The sequence below is a fragment of the Paraburkholderia mimosarum LMG 23256 = NBRC 106338 genome, assembly GCF_000739815.1.
Classification (GTDB): Bacteria; Pseudomonadota; Gammaproteobacteria; order Burkholderiales; family Burkholderiaceae; genus Paraburkholderia; species Paraburkholderia mimosarum.
Map to the genome: position 1 here is coordinate 1 of NZ_BBJJ01000107.1, position 15,329 is coordinate 15,329.

15 protein-coding genes and 2 pseudogenes are annotated in these 15,329 nt (G+C 67.5%); 1 reads left to right on the plus strand and 16 read right to left on the minus strand.

The window, feature by feature from the left end; genetic code table 11:
- Positions 1-124: 124 nt before the first annotated feature.
- The 16 genes and pseudogenes from BMI01S_RS43430 to BMI01S_RS33585 form a co-directional block, all read right to left on the minus strand.
- A pseudogene (locus tag BMI01S_RS43430) lies at positions 125-1,141 on the minus strand (sigma-54-dependent transcriptional regulator); the annotation flags it as partial.
- Between the two features lie 138 nt (positions 1,142-1,279).
- On the minus strand, positions 1,280-2,356 hold the full coding sequence (gene hypE / locus BMI01S_RS33510; RefSeq protein WP_028232661.1) for a hydrogenase expression/formation protein HypE: 1,077 nt from the start codon (positions 2,354-2,356) through the stop codon (positions 1,280-1,282).
- Positions 2,353-3,489: a hydrogenase formation protein HypD gene (hypD, locus tag BMI01S_RS33515; RefSeq protein WP_028232662.1), complete on the minus strand. Its 1,137-nt coding sequence runs from the start codon at positions 3,487-3,489 to the stop codon at positions 2,353-2,355. Before hypD ends, hypE begins: the two co-directional genes overlap by 4 nt.
- A complete protein-coding gene (locus BMI01S_RS33520) occupies positions 3,486-3,752 on the minus strand; it encodes a HypC/HybG/HupF family hydrogenase formation chaperone (protein ID WP_028215120.1) in 267 nt (88 codons plus the stop codon). The genes hypD and BMI01S_RS33520 overlap by 4 nt, the downstream gene beginning before the upstream one ends.
- Positions 3,743-4,918 carry a Kae1-like domain-containing protein gene (locus BMI01S_RS33525; RefSeq protein ID WP_042292215.1) on the minus strand — a complete coding sequence of 392 codons (1,176 nt, stop codon included), beginning with the start codon at positions 4,916-4,918 and terminating at the stop codon, positions 3,743-3,745. The genes BMI01S_RS33520 and BMI01S_RS33525 overlap by 10 nt, the downstream gene beginning before the upstream one ends.
- The gene (hypB, locus tag BMI01S_RS33530; protein ID WP_028232663.1) at positions 4,915-5,952 is read right to left on the minus strand and encodes a hydrogenase nickel incorporation protein HypB; all 1,038 of its coding nucleotides are present in this window, start codon (positions 5,950-5,952) and stop codon (positions 4,915-4,917) included. Before hypB ends, BMI01S_RS33525 begins: the two co-directional genes overlap by 4 nt.
- 31 nt (positions 5,953-5,983) lie before the next feature.
- Positions 5,984-6,331 carry a hydrogenase maturation nickel metallochaperone HypA/HybF gene (locus BMI01S_RS33535; RefSeq protein WP_028232664.1) on the minus strand — a complete coding sequence of 116 codons (348 nt, stop codon included), beginning with the start codon at positions 6,329-6,331 and terminating at the stop codon, positions 5,984-5,986.
- Positions 6,332-6,392: 61 nt separating this feature from the next.
- Positions 6,393-7,469 (minus strand): nickel-dependent hydrogenase large subunit, encoded by a 1,077-nt coding sequence (locus tag BMI01S_RS33540; protein WP_028232665.1) that lies wholly within the window; start codon positions 7,467-7,469, stop codon positions 6,393-6,395.
- Positions 7,466-7,975, minus strand: coding sequence for a [NiFe]-hydrogenase assembly chaperone HybE (gene hybE / locus BMI01S_RS33545; RefSeq protein WP_036046890.1), 510 nt, complete (start codon positions 7,973-7,975; stop codon positions 7,466-7,468). Before hybE ends, BMI01S_RS33540 begins: the two co-directional genes overlap by 4 nt.
- Positions 7,976-8,013: 38 nt before the next feature.
- On the minus strand, positions 8,014-8,247 hold the full coding sequence (locus tag BMI01S_RS33550) for a rubredoxin (protein ID WP_028215126.1): 234 nt from the start codon (positions 8,245-8,247) through the stop codon (positions 8,014-8,016).
- A gap of 2 nt (positions 8,248-8,249) precedes the next feature.
- Entirely contained in the window at positions 8,250-9,638 is a 1,389-nt protein-coding gene (locus BMI01S_RS43930) for a hydrogenase expression/formation C-terminal domain-containing protein (protein ID WP_306303752.1), read from the minus strand.
- The gene (locus BMI01S_RS33565; RefSeq protein ID WP_028215127.1) at positions 9,635-9,970 is read right to left on the minus strand and encodes a HypC/HybG/HupF family hydrogenase formation chaperone; all 336 of its coding nucleotides are present in this window, start codon (positions 9,968-9,970) and stop codon (positions 9,635-9,637) included. The genes BMI01S_RS43930 and BMI01S_RS33565 overlap by 4 nt, the downstream gene beginning before the upstream one ends.
- A gap of 8 nt (positions 9,971-9,978) precedes the next feature.
- Complete coding sequence (locus BMI01S_RS33570) at positions 9,979-10,641, minus strand: HyaD/HybD family hydrogenase maturation endopeptidase (RefSeq protein WP_028232667.1); 663 nt, start codon at positions 10,639-10,641, stop codon at positions 9,979-9,981.
- A gap of 13 nt (positions 10,642-10,654) precedes the next feature.
- The gene (cybH, locus tag BMI01S_RS33575; protein ID WP_028232668.1) at positions 10,655-11,359 is read right to left on the minus strand and encodes a Ni/Fe-hydrogenase, b-type cytochrome subunit; all 705 of its coding nucleotides are present in this window, start codon (positions 11,357-11,359) and stop codon (positions 10,655-10,657) included.
- Positions 11,360-11,418: 59 nt separating this feature from the next.
- Positions 11,419-13,275: a nickel-dependent hydrogenase large subunit gene (locus tag BMI01S_RS33580; RefSeq protein ID WP_028232669.1), complete on the minus strand. Its 1,857-nt coding sequence runs from the start codon at positions 13,273-13,275 to the stop codon at positions 11,419-11,421.
- Between the two features lie 67 nt (positions 13,276-13,342).
- Positions 13,343-14,431 (minus strand): hydrogenase small subunit, encoded by a 1,089-nt coding sequence (locus BMI01S_RS33585; protein WP_255217841.1) that lies wholly within the window; start codon positions 14,429-14,431, stop codon positions 13,343-13,345.
- Between the two features lie 211 nt (positions 14,432-14,642).
- Between BMI01S_RS33585 and BMI01S_RS33590 the strand changes: the two are divergent.
- Positions 14,643-15,274, plus strand: a pseudogene (locus BMI01S_RS33590) (IS6 family transposase).
- The last annotated feature ends 55 nt before the right edge of the window (positions 15,275-15,329 follow it).

Sequence of the window (15,329 nt, forward strand, 5' to 3'; positions counted from 1 at the left end):
TCGCAGGAAGGCGATATCATCGCCAACCTGCTGAACCGGTGGAACGCCTTCGGCAAACCGATTTGCGTCAAAAATGCATAGTCGCGTCCATAGCACGGGAACTTGTACCCATCCGGGCAAAGCCGTCGCTGAGCGCCACCGCCCGGTAGATTTCGTTGCGCAGCTCCCGAATGTTGCCCGGCCATGGATAGCTGAGCAGCACGGCCAGCGCGTTGCCCGCGAACGCCAGTCCGGCGCGCTGCGGAACCTGGCAGGCAATGTCCTGAAGCAGCTTCTGCGCGATCGGCACCAGGTCGTCGCGGCGATCACGCGCACATCCACGGGCACGGCGCGCGTGGAGCCGACGGGACGCACCTCGCCTTCCTGGAGCACGCGCAGCAGCTTGACCTGGAACGAGAGCGACATGTCGCCGATCTCGTCGAGGAAAATCGTGCCGCCGTTGGCCTGCTGGAACAGGCCCGTGTGATCCTGGAACGCGCCGCGCTTGTGGCCAAACAGTTCCGATTCGAGCAGCGTGTCGGCCACGGCCGCGCAGTTCTCGACCACGAAGGGCCCCGCCGCGCGCGAGCTTCGCGGCGAGCGCGCAGACCGGGTCGAGCGGGCTGCCCGGCGAGCGCACGATCGAATCGAAGCCGAACTCGCTTTGCACGCGCGCGAGCTTTTCATGGCTGCGCCGCCGCAACAGCGGAACGCTGCCGCGCAGTTCGAGATCGAGGCGGCGCATGTCGTACTGAAGCGACTGCGCCTCGGCGGCCTGGCGCACGGTTTCGATCAGGTGATCGGGCAACCAGGGCTTGAGGATGAACTGGTGGATGCCCGCCCGGTTGATGCCCGCGACGATGTCTTCCGAATCGGTGTAGCCCGAGACGATGATGCGCACGACCTCGGGCCAGGTCTCGCGCACCTCGCACAGGAATTCGACGCCCGTTTGTCCCGGCATGCGCTGGTCGCACAGGATCACGGAGACGGCGCGCTCCTGGAGGATCGCGCGCGCCTCGTCGGCGGAGCCCGCCGTCAATACCTCGAACTCATCGTCCAATACGCGCCTGGTCGTCTCCTGCAAGCGCGACTCGTCGTCGACGACGAGCACGGTGGCGGGCTGGCGCAGCGGGAGCGGGGCGGGACTGGCGGGGACGCTCATTGCTTGATCGAAGCCGAGGGGAACCGGTCTTTCAGGGCTCCCCACGAGCGCAACGCGACTGGAGGGCTGACGATCCGCAATCATACTTGAGTCTCCCGATACCTATCGTCACCACCGGCACCACCGGAGCAAACGGGATCAGCAGATCCGCGGCAATTGTTCGCCCGAGAGCCAGTCGGCAATGCGCCGGCCGCCGAATTTCGTTTCAATCTGCACGAAGCCGTGCGCGTCCTCGACCACTTCGCCGATGCGCGCCGCCGCCGCGCCCAACGGATGCGCGCGCATCGCTTCGAGCAGTGGCGGCGCATCGTCGCTTGCGCAGATCGCGACCAGCTTGCCTTCGTTGGCGACATAGAGCGGATCGAGGCCCAGCAGCTCACACGCCGCATCGACTTGCGGCAGCATGGGAATCGCGCGCTCCTGAATGCGCATGCCGACGCCCGACTGGCCGGCGATCTCGTTGAGGGTCGTGGCAAGGCCGCCGCGAGTCGGGTCGCGCAGCACGCGCACGCCGGGCGCGACGGCGAGCGTGGCCGCCACGAGCGTGTGCAGCGCGGCGCTGTCCGAACGGATCTCCGTTTCGAATCCCAGGCCCTCGCGTTGCGACATGATCGCCACGCCGTGCTCGCCGATCGTGCCCGAGAGCAGCACGACGTCGCCGGGCCGCGCCTGCGAGCCGTCGATATGAATGCCCGCGGGCACGACGCCGATGCCGGTCGTGGTGATGAACACGCCGTCGCCCTTGCCGCGCTCGACGACCTTGGTGTCGCCCGTCACGATCGGCACGCCGCACGCGCGGGACGCCGCGGCCATCGACTCGACGATGCGGCGCAGGTCCGCCAGCGGGAAGCCCTCCTCCAGGATGAAGCTCGCGCTGAGATACGAAGGCCGCGCGCCCGCCATCGCGACGTCGTTGACGGTGCCGTGCACGGAAAGGCTTCCGATGTCGCCGCCCGGAAAGAACAGCGGCGAGACGACGTGCGCGTCGGTGGCCATCACCATGCGCTCGCCGGGGCCGGGTGCCAGCGGCGCGAACGCGGCCTGGTCGTTGCCTTGGCGCAGCCATTCGTTATCGAAGGCCGCGACGAACAGCTCGCGGATCAGTTGCGCCGACGCTCGGCCGCCCGCGCCGTGGCCCATGTCGATGCGGCCGTCGCGGAAGTTCAGGGGCCGCACGTAGGCGGGCTTGACTGTAGATGGGTGGGCTGGGCTCATGCTGCGACGACCGGAATATCCTTGAAACGACCATAAGAGTAATGCGCGGCGCACGCGCCTTCGCTCGACACCATGCACGAGCCCATGGGATTCTCGGGCGTGCAGACGGTGCCGAACAGCGTGCAGTCGCGCGGGTGCTTGAGACCGCGCAGGATCGCCCCGCACTCGCACTTGCGATGATCGCCGACGGGCCGGTAGGCGAGCTCGTAGCGGCTTTCGGCGTCGTAGCGGGCGTACTTCGGGCGAATGCGCAGCGCGCTCGACGGGACCTCGCCAAGGCCGCGCCACTCGAACGACTCGCGCGTTTCGAACACGTCCTGCATGAGCGCCTGCGCGGCCGCGTTGCCCGTGCGCGCGACGGCGCGCGCGAATTCGTTCTCCACCTGGGCGCGCCCGTCGTTGACCTGGCGCACGAGCATGAGGATCGCCTGCATCACGTCGAGCGGCTCGAACCCGGCGATCACGACCGGCTTGCGATATCCCTGCGCGAAGGCCTCGTAGGGCGCGGAGCCGATCACGATGCTCACGTGAGCCGGGCTGACGAAGCCGTCGAGCGGCACCGCGTTCGCGTCGACGGACGGCGCGGCGAGCAGATGCGTGATCGCGGCGGGCGTGAGCACATGGCAGCACAGCACGCTGAAGTTATCCGCGCCGCTCGCCGCCGCCTCGCGCACGGTGAGCGCCGTGGGCGGCGTGGTCGTCTCGAAGCCGATTGCAAAAAAAACCACCTCGCGGTCCGGATGCTCGCGTGCGATGCGCAGCGCGTCGCGCGGCGAATACACCATGCGGATGTCCGCGCCGCGTGCCTTGGCGCGCTGGAGCGACAGGCCGTCCGAGGCGGGCACGCGCATCGTGTCGCCATAGGTGCAGAGGATCACGCCGTGTTCGAGCGCGAGGCGAATCGCCAGATCGATGCGCCCGATCGGCAGTACGCAAACCGGGCAGCCGGGTCCGTGAATCATCCGCACGTTTTCAGGCAGGAGATCGACCACGCCGTAGCGGGAAATCGCGTGCGTATGACCGCCGCAGAACTCCATGAAGTGGTAGCGGCGCCCGGTCTGTGTCTCCTGCTCGATGCGCCCGGCAATGCGTGCGGCGATTTCGCCGTCGCGGAATTCGTCGACGTATTTCATTGCGCGGCTCCGGATTGCGCGACGGACGTGTCGTGCGCCTCGCCAAACGACTGGGCGACCTCGCCGAACAGCGCGAGCGTGCGCTCGGCCTCTTCCGGGTCGATCACGCCCAGCGCGAAGCCGACATGCACGATCACGTAATCGCCTGGGCGCGCGTCGGGCACGAGCGCGAGCGAAACCGTCTTGCGCACGCCCCCGAGATCGACGACGCCCGTTTCGGCGTCGGACCATTCGATGAGCCGTGCGGGAATGGCTAGGCACATGAGCTCACTCCTCGTGCGGTCGTGGGCAGGGAGAACAGCTGCGGGTCGTATGCGGTAACCCAGGCCTGGCCGAGCGCGAGGCCCGCGTCGCCGCAAGGCACCGTCTCGGGCATGAAGGTGCGCACGTCGCGCGCCGCGAGCGACTCGCGCAGATGCGCAGTGAGCAGCCGGTTCGCAAAGCAGCCGCCGCCGAACAGCACGGCGCGCCCCTGCGCAGCGAGCGCGGCCCAGTGAGCGAGCCCCTCGGCCAGCGCAAGATGAAAAACGGCCGCGCCGCGTGCGGCTTCGCCCGCGTCAGCGAGCGTCAGCAACTCGGCGAGGAGCGGCCGCAGGTCGAGTTCGCCGTTGTCCGCGACTCGCCACAGTCCCGCCACGTCGGGCGCCTCGTGCACGACGAGGTAGCCGGTCGCGAGCCTTTCGAGCGCGATGGCCGCCTCGGCTTCGGCGCGCTGGCGCAGGCACACGCCGAGCAATCCCACCACCGCGTCGAACCAGCGCCCCGCGCCGGTGCTCGGCGGGCAATTGAGGCCGCGTGCGAGCATGACGCCGACCGTGCGCGCGGCGCTATCGCCCACGGCGGCCGCAAAGCGAGGCTCGATTTCGTCGCTGCGCCCGAGCGCGTGCAAGGCGGCGGCGGCCATGCGCCAGGGCTCGCGCGCCGCGACGTCGCCGCCGGGCAGCGCGAGCGGCATGAGACTGCCAAGGCGCCGCCAGCCGACGGGCGCCACTTCCAGCAGTTCGCCGCCCCACGCGGCGCCGTCCGTGCCGAGGCCCACGCCGTCGAGCGCAAGGCCGATGACGGGCTCGTTCAGCCCGTGCTCGGCCGCCACCGCGCCGATGTGCGCGTGATGATGCTGGACGGCGACGGTCGGCACGCCGAGCCGCTCGCCCCATTCGAGCGCGACGCGCGTGCTGTAGAAGTCGGGATGCAGATCGTGCGCGATCGCGCTCACGGGCCGCCCCGCGCGCGCGGCGGTCTCGACGAGCGCCGCCACCGACGTATCGAGCGCCACGCAATGCGCCGGGGCGTCGAGATCGCCGTGCAGCGGCGACCAGTGCACCTCGCCGCCGATGCACACGCACGCGGCGTTCTTCAGCCACGCGCCGGTGGCAAGCACCGTCTGATCGCCGAGGGCATACGGCAAATGCTGCACGCGCGCCGTCATGCGGCGCCTCCGGAGCGCCGCTGCTGAGCGCGCAGCGCCGCAAGCTCGCTCTCCAGCACGCCGATGCGCTCGGCGATCGGGTCGGGCGCACGCGCGATCCAGTCGAGCCACGCATCGAGGCCTTCGCCGGTCGTGGCCGAAAGCCGGATCACTTCGAGCGCCGGATTCACGCGGCGCGCATACGCGATGCACTGCTCGACATCGAACTGCACATAGGGCAGCAGGTCGATCTTGTTGATGATCATGAGGCGCGCGGCGGCGAACATGTCGGGATACTTGAGCGGCTTGTCCTCGCCCTCCGTCACCGAGAGGATCGCGACTTTCGCCTCCTCGCCGAGGTCCCACAACGCGGGGCAGACGAGATTGCCGACGTTCTCGATGAACAGCACGCTGCGCGTCGCGTTGGGCGCGACGGGCGCGTGTTCATGTTCGTGCTTGTGGTCATGGTGGTGGCCGTGACCATGCTCGTGCTCGTGGGGATGGCCATGCTCGTGCTCGTGGGGATGGTCGTGCAGCGGCAACCGCCCGAAGGCCGCCGTCACCATCGCCGCGTCGAGATGGCAGCCCTTGCCCGTGTTCACCTGGATCGCGGGCGCACCGGCCGCGCGAATGCGCTCGGCGTCGTTCGCCGTCTGCTGGTCGCCCTCGATCACGCCGACGGGCAGGCCCGGCATCCGCTCGCGCAGCGCGGCGATCGACGCGCACAGCAGCGTCGTCTTCCCCGAGCCGGGGCTCGACACGAGATTGAGCGCACGCACGCCGTGCGCCATGAAGTGCCGCCGGTTGGCGGCCGCATGGCGGTTGTTCTCGCCTAGCACGTCCTGCTCGATCTTGATGGTGCGCCCCTGGTCCAGGCCGGGCACCGTCACGCCGGCGAGCCCGAGACCGTAGTGCAGGTCCTCGCCCGAAGCACCCGAAGCGCCCGGATGGGCGTGGGAACGAGAACTGGAGTGACCGTGCGCCTGCGCGCCCTCATGCCCCTCAGCGGCGTTTTGCCGATCGCCGGTGCTGTCGCACCCGCATACCACGCACATATTGCTTCTCCTTGCGCTAATCCGATGATTGTCAGGCATCGTCGACGATCAGGTCGACGATGCGCAGCCCCATGCCGCCGTTCGGCTGGAGCCAGTAGCCGCCGCACTGCGCGCAGGGGTCGCCCCGCGCGGCCAGCGGCACGCTCACGTTGCAGTTCATGCACCACGCGCTGCCCGTGGGTTCCTCGATCTCGACTCGCGCGCCGGCGAGACAGGTGCCTGGGGCGATCGCATCGAGGGCGAAGCGCAGCGCCTCGACCTCGACGCCCGCGAGGCGCCCGACTTCGAGCCTCAGCATCTTCACACTGACAAAGCGCTCGCGCTCGGCGGCCGCTTCGACCGATGCCAGCACGCCGCCGGCCAGGCTTAGTTCATGCATATCGTGAGTCCCGCCCGCTATCCGGCGCCTTGTTTCTATGCCTCGTTTCCATGCTCTGTACTCACGCGCCGTCCGTGTCGACCGTATAGGCGATACACGGATCGAACGCGCCCATCCACACATCGGTGCGCGCGGCCAGGGCGCCATCATCCGGCGCAGGGTCGAGCCGCGACAAGGCTTGCGCGAGCGTGCCCTGGCGGTGGAAGTTCCACTCGGTCGGCGCGACCACGCGGTAGTCCTCGATGCGCGCGGCATCGTCCGGCGCGAGCCGCACCCAATGGACCAGCACGCCGCGCGCCATCTCGCACCAGCCGAGCGCCTCGCCGGGCGCGCAGTTGCTCGCGCCAAAGCGCAGCGCGCCTGCCCCGGCGTCGGCCGCCACCAGCCGGGCCACGTCCGCGACGCGCGCACCAAGCCGCAGCCAGGGCGTATCGTAGTCCAGCGCGCGCGGATCGTCGCTACGCGTCCACACGCCGGTCTCCACGGGTATGCCGCGTTGCAAGGGCGCTTGCGCGAAAGCCGGACTCCCAGCAATTGCCGTGGCCAGTTCGCTCAACCGCGCTTCGTCGATCACGAGTGGCCGCGGCGTGGCGCGCGTCGTATCGGCGTGTGCGCGGCAGTCCGCCAGCAACCGAGCCGGGAACGTCGCGGCTCGCGCGCTCCAGGCGCACAGGCAATCGCGCGGATCGTCCGTCCAGTGCGCGAGCCATTGGCGCACGGGCATGCCGAGAACATGCCGCGCCACCCAACCGGGCGAGCCTGCCGCTTCGACATCGGGCAGTCTATGCGGCGCGGCGGCGGCCAGCCGCAGGGGCCAGTCGGTCCAGATGCAGCGCAGATGCACGGCGAGCGTCTCGCGCGTGAGCATCGTGGCATGAGCCGCATTGGCGGCATCCTCCCGCTCGTGCTCCGCGGAAGCGCCCGCTGCGCAGACGGCAAGTTCCGCGCAGAGCCTGTGCGCGAGTCCGCACAGCGCAAACAGCGCCGAGAGCCGCGACGCGGCGGTTGCCGCCGGTTGCCCGCGCAGCAGCGCTGCGGCGAGCGGCGGCCGGCCGCCCACGATGCTGTCCTGCCGGCCGGGGCGCACCCGGTACTGCCCGGCCAGCGCAGCCAACGCGGCCTGCGTCGCCGCGCTCATGCAGCGCTCCCGAACGCACCCGGCCGCAACAGGAACGCGCGACGCGACGCGCTCGGCGCGACGGCCTTCCCATCGCCCTTTGCGCCGGCCTCCCCGCCTCGTAACTGTGCAAGCACGGCCCGCGCGGTCGCGGCGGCGCTTTCCTGCCCGGCAAATTCGAACATCGGCGAAAAGAGCGAGCAATACGCATACGCCCCCACGTCTTGCGCGTGAGCACCGATCCATTCGAAATCGACGTTGCCTACGCGCAAGCACGCTTTGCCGGCCGGGAGCGGACATTGCACCGAGTCCCGCATCGCGCCGGGCAGCCAGAGGAGATTCATCGACCACGGAGTGATCAGCACGCCAAACCATGCGCCTCGCGCCCCGGCATCGCCGGGCATCGGCGCGAAGCCGATCGCTTCGACGCGCAACGCGCGATTCACAACCGGCATGTCGCGCATCGCACCGTTCGCGACCGTCTCGAAGTGCGCGACCAGCGCCGCCACCCGCGGATCTCCGCGCACGGTATCTCGCACCGCATCTTTCACTATGGCGCGTATGGTCAAGCCGCGTCCCCCTGCACCATGAACTGGTCCGCCGCGCCGTCGCAAACGGGGCAGCGCCAGTGCGCGGGAAGCGCCGCGAACGGCACGTGCGGCGGAATCTGCCAGACGGGGTCGCCTTGTTCCGGATCGTAGATCCACCAGCAGACCTTGCATTCGAGGCGCGTATGCGCCCCGATGCGGCTGCTGTCGCCGAGATAGCTACCCTCGAATTGCTTCGTACGACCGTCCATCGTCACGCCTCGCCCACCCACTCGATCAACTGGGCGAGTCGCTCGCGCGAATCCCCGAGGTCTTCCGGCGCGGCGCGCACGACCTCCGGCAGATCGGTGATCTCGATCGTGTTCAGGATCAGCGTGTCCTGCGAGTTGAAATACGCCACGCGCCAGCAGTTCGCGATCGCCGTGCTGCCCACGCGGCAATTTCCATAGCCGCGCGAGAGCACCTGCACCGCGCCATCGCCCAGCACGGCGTCGATCAGTTGCTCGTCGCCCGGCGACAAGGGCAGGAGCGTCAGGTTGACGACGTGGGGCGCATCGCCGGCACGCCAGCGCGCGACGTGATCGCGCACCTCGCTCAGGATCGGAGGCGCGTTCATCACGCCCAGCGGTAGCAGCTCCGGCAAGGGCGCCATCGGCCGCGTGCCCTGTGCGGGGTGCCCGAGAAGCGCCGGAGCTGCGCCGATTTCGAGGCGGTCGGCCGCGCTCGCGCCGCCGGGCTCGACCACGCGCCATAGCCCGGTAAACACGGTCTCCTGGATCAGAACGCTACCCCGCTGCACATCGTCGATGCGCGCACTGACCTCCCCCTCGCCCAGCACATCGTTAAGAATGCGCAGCGCCGCCGCGTCGCAGGTCGTCAGATCGACCAATTCGGGCGGCGTGCCGGGTTCGTATGCCGCGAGTAGGTGCAATACCTCGCGCAGCACGCCGCGCGCGGCGTCGAGCGAGCGCGCATCGGCGCGCTCCGGCAGCGACGGCGCTACATAGGTGCTCATGCCTTGCGGCATCGGCAGATAGTCGAGCACCGCATCGCCCTCGTCCTGGCTGCCTGGACCGAACGGCACGACGGAAACGGGAAGCGGAATCATGGACATGGTTGGCAATCCAGATAATTGATCGATGTTCAGTCGACGCCTGGTGACGGCTAGTGAGTAGTGACAGCCCGCCGAAGCGCCGGCGGCGTTGACGGGAATGCCGACCGAAGGCGCGCGCGTAGTCGGCTGCGCGAGCGCGTGGGCAACGTTGTCCACGTAATCGTCCCAGTCCATCATGCCCGCGAGCGTCGTGACATAGCCGCCATCGCGCAGCCACAGCAACGCGGGCCAGCGCTGCGAGCCGAAGCGGCGCGCGATCGCATCCTCGCTTTCGCGCGTCGCCACGGCCGCGCGCAATGTGCGGCCAAAGCGGCCCGCCGCGAGGCGCGCGAGTTCGGGCAGCACTATGGCCACGTCGAGGGATTCGGGAAAGCGCACCGGGTCGCCCGCGAGCAGCACGACACATTCGCCGCCGGCCGCGAGCCATTCGTCGAGCGTGCGCCCGTCCACGAACACGGCGTGTCCGTCGTCGATCAGCCGCTGCACCACGGGCGCCGCGTCATGCGCGGCGTCGCTCATATTTGTCATGTCGATTCCTCGGAGGACCGGTGACCGCAGCGCGCCGCTTGCGCGCCGCCGGTCAGCCGGATCAGGTCGTCCACGCCGAGCGCGGACGGCAATTCAAAATGCGCGTTCGCGCGGGCCATGGGGGCGTCGCCCGCCAGCGCCCGTTCGACGAGCGAGAGCGTCGCGTCGATTTCCGCCGCGCGCGTCGCGTCGAGCTTCTCGCGCGCCGCGTCGAGAAAGACCAGCAGCCATTCACCGACGCTGCATGGGCCAACCAGCGAGGTGTCGATGCGGCGGCGCTCGCCGCGCCCGTCGCACCACGCCTGCAAACCCTGCGCCTCGATCACCCGCACCGGCACGCCTATGCACACGACGGCGGCTCCTCGCGGCGCGTGCGCAGCAGCACGCGCTCGTCGCCGGTGCGGCACGCATCGGCCTCGCTGGGCCGCTCGCCTTCGTAGCGCGCGAGCGCGAGATGCGGCAGCGTGACCGCCTCGTCGGCGTGCAGCGGCGTGCGCCGCGGCGAGGGCTCGCCGCCCCATGCCGCGAGGCGCTCGACGCCCAGGTCGAGCGCGCGCTCCAGCGCCGCCTTCACGGCGGGCCGCAGGCTGCCGCCGTAATCGTCCACTTCGTCGGGCTGGCAGCCGACCAGCAACACGCGGCGCGGATACCGGCCGGTCAGGCGCGCGAGCATCAGCACCTCCTGGAAGCCGGTCTGGTGCAGGCTCATCTTGCGAACGCCAAGGAACGCCGGTACTTCGTCATCCTCAACGACCTTCAGTGTGCCGGGTGCAAGACCGTAATCGACGGCGTCGAAAATCAGCAGGCTGTCGGCGGCCTGGACGTACTGGACCAGATACAGCCCTTGCGTGCCGCCATCCATGAGGTTGACGTGAGGCGCGAATTCGAAGCGCTGCTGAAGCGCTTCGATGCAGCGCACGCCAAAGCCCTCGTCGGCCCACAGCACGTTGCCGATGCCGAGCACGACGATGGCGGGTGCGCCGCTTTGTGGGGAAGTCAGCATCGCGGCCTCACTTCTAGAACTTGCGGTAGCCCGAGATCATCGAGCCGACCACACTCTGCCGGCCCATGATGTCCTCGCGGATTGCCGCATAGACATGCAGGATCACGAAGATCAGGATCGCCCACATGCCGAGGTGGTGCCAGGTGTGCACGCCTTGCGACTGGCCGAGCAGCGGACGCACCCAGCCAAACGCAATCTGCTGCCACGAACCCGCCTGCGCGCCTTCTCCGTACAGCGCAAAACCGGTCACGCTCATGAAGAGCGAGACCAGCAGAAACACGAAGAACATCGCGAATCGCGACAACGGATTGTGTCCACTGAACTGGCGCGGCGTGGGCCCGAGGAACGCGTAGTAACGCAGCATCGCGAACGTGTCGAGCCAATACTCGCGCGAGAACACCGGCACCCAGAACATTTCGCGCGCGTGGTGGTTGCCGACAATGGCCCAATACGCGCGGCCCGCGAGTCCGATTGCGAACAGGTAGGCGGCGGTGAAATGCGCGAAGCGGATATAGCCAATCAGAAAATGCGCGCTCGCCTCGCCGGGCTGCGTGGGAAGCGGCGAGCCGATCAGATAGCCGGTCACCGCCAGCACCACGATCGACGCCGCGTTGATCCAGTGCCAGATACGCACCGGCGCTTCGTACACGTAAATCGCCTCGGCGTCCGGAACGGTGTCGCGCGCCTCTTCGCGTCGGGAATACGATTGCATGGTCATCATCCTTTCCTGGCCACCACGGCGCCAGCAAGCGCAGGCGTCGTCGCGGCCTGGTGGAGTTAGCGCACAGTCACCGCGGTCATTTCGTCGCCATCCTCGCTCATCACGTGCGTCGAGCACGCCATGCAAGGATCGAACGAATGCAGCGAGCGCAGGATCTCGACAGGCTGCTCGGGGTTCGCCATGGGCGTGTTCATGAGGCTCGCCTCGAACGCGCCGATCTGCCCTTTCGCGTCCCGCGGGCCGCCGTTCCATGTGCTCGGCACGACGCACTGGTAATTCTCGATGCGGCCGTCCTTGATCGTGATCCAGTGGCCGAGCGCGCCGCGCGGCGCGGCGACCGCGCCCACACCCTTCGCTTCGGCGGGCCACATCGAAGGGTCCCACTTGTCGACGTTCGCGGTCGAGGTGTCGCCGTTGCGGATGTTGTCGATGAGGCTTTGCCAGTCGTCCGCCATCATCTCGGCGCAATACTCCGCTTCGAGTGCGCGGGCGAGCGTGCGGCCGATGGTGGTCGGCAGCAGTTGCTTCGGGCCGAGCGAGGTTTCCGGCAAGCCAAGCAGCTTCGGCATGGCCTGGTTCACCGCAACGAGTGAGGTTTCAATCTGCTCCTTGATGCGCCCGCAATGCGTGTTGCCCTGCTGCGCATGCGCGTAGCCGAGGATGTAGCGCGCAAGCGGCCCGACTTCCATGGCGTGCCCGCGCCAGCGCGGCGACTTGACCCACGAGTATTTGGCGCTCTCGTCGATCGACTCGATCGCGGTGCGCGTGCCCTTCGTGGTGGGCCCGAGTTCGTAATGCGGCTCGGTGATGCCGTCCCACGGATGCAGCCCGCGGTCGTTGTCCGGGTATTGATACCAGGAGTGCGCAACGAACTCCTGCACTTGCTCCGGGTCGCGCGGATCGACTGGCAGGATCGTGTTCCAGTCGCCGTTGAGGATCGCGCCGCCCGGCATCTGGTTGGTGGACGGGTTGTAGTTGACGAGCGGATACGCGCCGTAGTCCATCACGTTGGTCGCGGCGAGGCCGCCGCCATGCAGCCAGCCGCGCGCCTTGTAGATCGTGCCGATCGCAAGCAGATCGGGCACATAGACGTTGCGGCAGAAGGTGATCGCTTCGTCGATGAGCGACTTGACGAAGTTCAGGCGCTCCATGTTGATCGGCGCGCCAGCGGCCAGATCGCCGTCGATGTTGATCGCGCACGGCACGCCGCCTACGAGGTAGTTCGGGTGCGGATTCTTGCCGCCGAAGATCGTGTGGATCTTCACCCACTCCTTTTGCAGGTCGAGCGCTTCGAGGTAGTGCGTCACGGCCATCAGGTTCGCTTCTGGTGGCAGCACGTAGGCGGGGTTGCCCCAGTAGCCGTTCATGAACGGACCGAGCTGGCCGCTTTCGACGAACTTGCGCAGGCGCGTCTGCACGTCACGGAAATAGCCCGGTGACGACATCGGATGCGCGGGCGAGATGCGTTGCTGCAATTCGGACGTGAGCGTGGGGTCGGCCTTCAGCGCCGAGACCACATCGACCCAGTCGAGCGCGTGCAGGTGGTAAAAGTGCACCACGTGGTCGTGCACCTGCAAGGTCTTCGCCATGATTTCGCGGATCAGGTGCGCGTTCGGCGGAATGCGGATGTCGAGCGCGTCCTCGACGGCGCGCACGGAGGCGAGCGCGTGACATCCCGTGCACACGCCGCAGATGCGCTCCACGAACGCCCACGCGTCGCGCGGGTCGCGGCCCTTGAGAATGACTTCGAGTCCGCGCCACATGGTGCCGGTGGAGACGGCGTTGCGGATCACGTTGTTCGAATCGACGTTGACCTCGACGCGCATGTGGCCTTCGATGCGAGTGACCGGATCGACGACGATGCGCCGCCCGCTGTTGTCGAGCTGGAACCCCTGGGTGGAAATGGCTGTCATGCTTTTTTTTTCCTGTGCTGCTTCCTGTGCTTGTCGGCGGCGCCCCGGCGCGGGCCGCTAGATGCGGCTATCGGCTGTCGCGGTCTTGCTTCGCGTCGTGGTTCGACCTGGCGCGCTGGATCGCCGAAGCGGCCGCATGCGCCGCGGCGCCGGCGCCCACCACGACGGCCGCGGTGCGGCCGAGCCTGTCGGCGTTCGCTTCGACGCCGAACTGGTTGATCTGGGTGAGCCGGTCGTAGAAGGAGCCCTTGTCCCAGAACCCGTCCTCGGAGCAACCGATGCAGCCGTGGCCCGCCTGAATGGGAAAGCTCGTGCCGCCGTTCCAGCGCACGGTCGAGCAGGCGTTGTAGGTCGTCGGGCCCTTGCAGCCGACCTTGTAGAGGCAGTAGCCGCGCCGTGCCGCTTCGTCGTCCCACGACTCGACGAACTGGCCCGCGTCGAAGTGCGGACGGCGGTAGCACTTGTCGTGAATGCGCTGGCTGTAGAACATCTTCGGGCGGCCCTGGCGGTCCAGCTCCGGCATGCGGTCGAACGTGAGCATGTAGGTGATCACGCCCGTCATCACCTCGGCGATCGGCGGGCAGCCGGGCACCTTGATGATCGGCTTGTCGGTGATGACCTTGTGGATCGGCACAGCCTGCGTCGGGTTCGGCTTCGCCGCCTGTACGCAGCCCCACGACGCGCACGAGCCCCACGAGATCACGGCCTTCGCGTCCTTCGACACGCGCCGCAACTGATCGACGAACGGCTTGCCGCCGATGATGCAGCTCATGCCATCCTGGTTCAGCGGCGGATTGCCTTCGACCGCGAGGATGTAGTTGCCGCGATACTTCGTCATCACTTCTTCCAGGATTGCCTCGGCCTGGTGCCCCGCGGAGGCCATCAACAGGTCGTCGTACTCGAGCGAGATCATCGAGAGCACAACGTCTTTCGCCAGCGGGTGCGCAGAACGGATGAACGACTCCGAGCAGCACGTGCATTCGAGCCCGTGCAGCCAGAGCACCGGCGTGCGCGGCTTGGTCTCCATCGCGTGGGCGATCTTCGGCATGAACGCGGGCCCGAGGCCGAGCGACGTCGCCGTCAGCGAGCAGAATTTGAGGAAGCTGCGGCGCGAAATCCCCTGGCGTCGCATGACTTCATAAAACGTTTCGATCACTGTGTGGTTCCTTGATGGCCTTCGGCCCTGCGACGCCGGCATACGGTGGCGTCTCCGGGCGCCCCCCTGTCGGCGTTTGGCGGTCTCAAGTAACAAGATTCGTGCCAACCGCGGGCACAGGCGCACTAAACCGGCGTCGAAGGTACCGTTGATCTGGTTCTGTTGCAGTAAGGCCCACGTTAAAATTGGGTAGCGAATTTTGAGCTGTGCGATGAAGAAGACGAAGACACCGCGAACCACACTCGCGCCGGGCCTGGCCAAGGTCCTGAAGCGCCTTCACTGGTATCGCGCTGGATTTCGACGGTGTACCGCTGGGTCATCAAGCTGCTGCCGCTCTTCGAAAGGAGCTTGCGCAAGCACAAGCGTCCGGTTGGGAAAAGCTGGCGAATGGACGAGAGCTATATCAAGATCAAAGGCGAGTGGAAATATCTTTACCGGGCAGTGGACAAGGCGGGCGACACGGTCGAATTCCTGCTCAGGACCAGGCGGGACAAGGTCGCTGCCCGGCGGTTCTTTGAAAAGGCGATCGCCCATAATGGTACGCCAGAGACCGTGACCATCGACAAAAGCGGCTCCAATCTGGCCGCACTGGATGCGGTGAATGCCGATCGCGAGACGCCGATCAAGGTCCGTTAGATCAAGTACCTGAACAACATTGTCGAACAGGACCATCGGGCTATCAAACGCCGGACCCGGCCGATGCTGGGATTCAAGAACTTCCACCGTGCGAGGGTCATTCTCGGCGGCATCGAGGTAATGCACATGATCAGGAAAGGACAGATGAAATGTGCGGGCAAAGACCCGTCGTCTGCTTCCCTGCAGTTTTACTCCCTTGTGTCATAAGCAATACTTATCATATCGACATTTCTCCTCCCGACACCCTTACTGCAACAGAACC

Bases quoted from the DNA above. Each gene is read 5' to 3' on its own strand.
- BMI01S_RS33540 (WP_028232665.1), bottom strand. From the start codon at position 7,469: ATGAGCGCGGCGACGCAGGCCGCGTTGGCTGCGCTGGCCGGGCAGTAC.
- BMI01S_RS33535 (WP_028232664.1), bottom strand. From the start codon at position 6,331: ATGCATGAACTAAGCCTGGCCGGCGGCGTGCTGGCATCGGTCGAAGCG.
- BMI01S_RS33520 (WP_028215120.1), bottom strand. From the start codon at position 3,752: ATGTGCCTAGCCATTCCCGCACGGCTCATCGAATGGTCCGACGCCGAA.
- BMI01S_RS33525 (WP_042292215.1), bottom strand. From the start codon at position 4,918: ATGACGGCGCGCGTGCAGCATTTGCCGTATGCCCTCGGCGATCAGACG.
- hypD (WP_028232662.1), bottom strand. From the start codon at position 3,489: ATGAAATACGTCGACGAATTCCGCGACGGCGAAATCGCCGCACGCATT.
- BMI01S_RS33580 (WP_028232669.1), bottom strand. From the start codon at position 13,275: ATGACAGCCATTTCCACCCAGGGGTTCCAGCTCGACAACAGCGGGCGG.
- BMI01S_RS33570 (WP_028232667.1), bottom strand. From the start codon at position 10,641: ATGCTGACTTCCCCACAAAGCGGCGCACCCGCCATCGTCGTGCTCGGC.
- hypE (WP_028232661.1), bottom strand. From the start codon at position 2,356: ATGAGCCCAGCCCACCCATCTACAGTCAAGCCCGCCTACGTGCGGCCC.
- hypB (WP_028232663.1), bottom strand. From the start codon at position 5,952: ATGTGCGTGGTATGCGGGTGCGACAGCACCGGCGATCGGCAAAACGCC.
- BMI01S_RS43930 (WP_306303752.1), bottom strand. From the start codon at position 9,638: ATGACAAATATGAGCGACGCCGCGCATGACGCGGCGCCCGTGGTGCAG.
- cybH (WP_028232668.1), bottom strand. From the start codon at position 11,359: ATGACCATGCAATCGTATTCCCGACGCGAAGAGGCGCGCGACACCGTT.
- BMI01S_RS33550 (WP_028215126.1), bottom strand. From the start codon at position 8,247: ATGGACGGTCGTACGAAGCAATTCGAGGGTAGCTATCTCGGCGACAGC.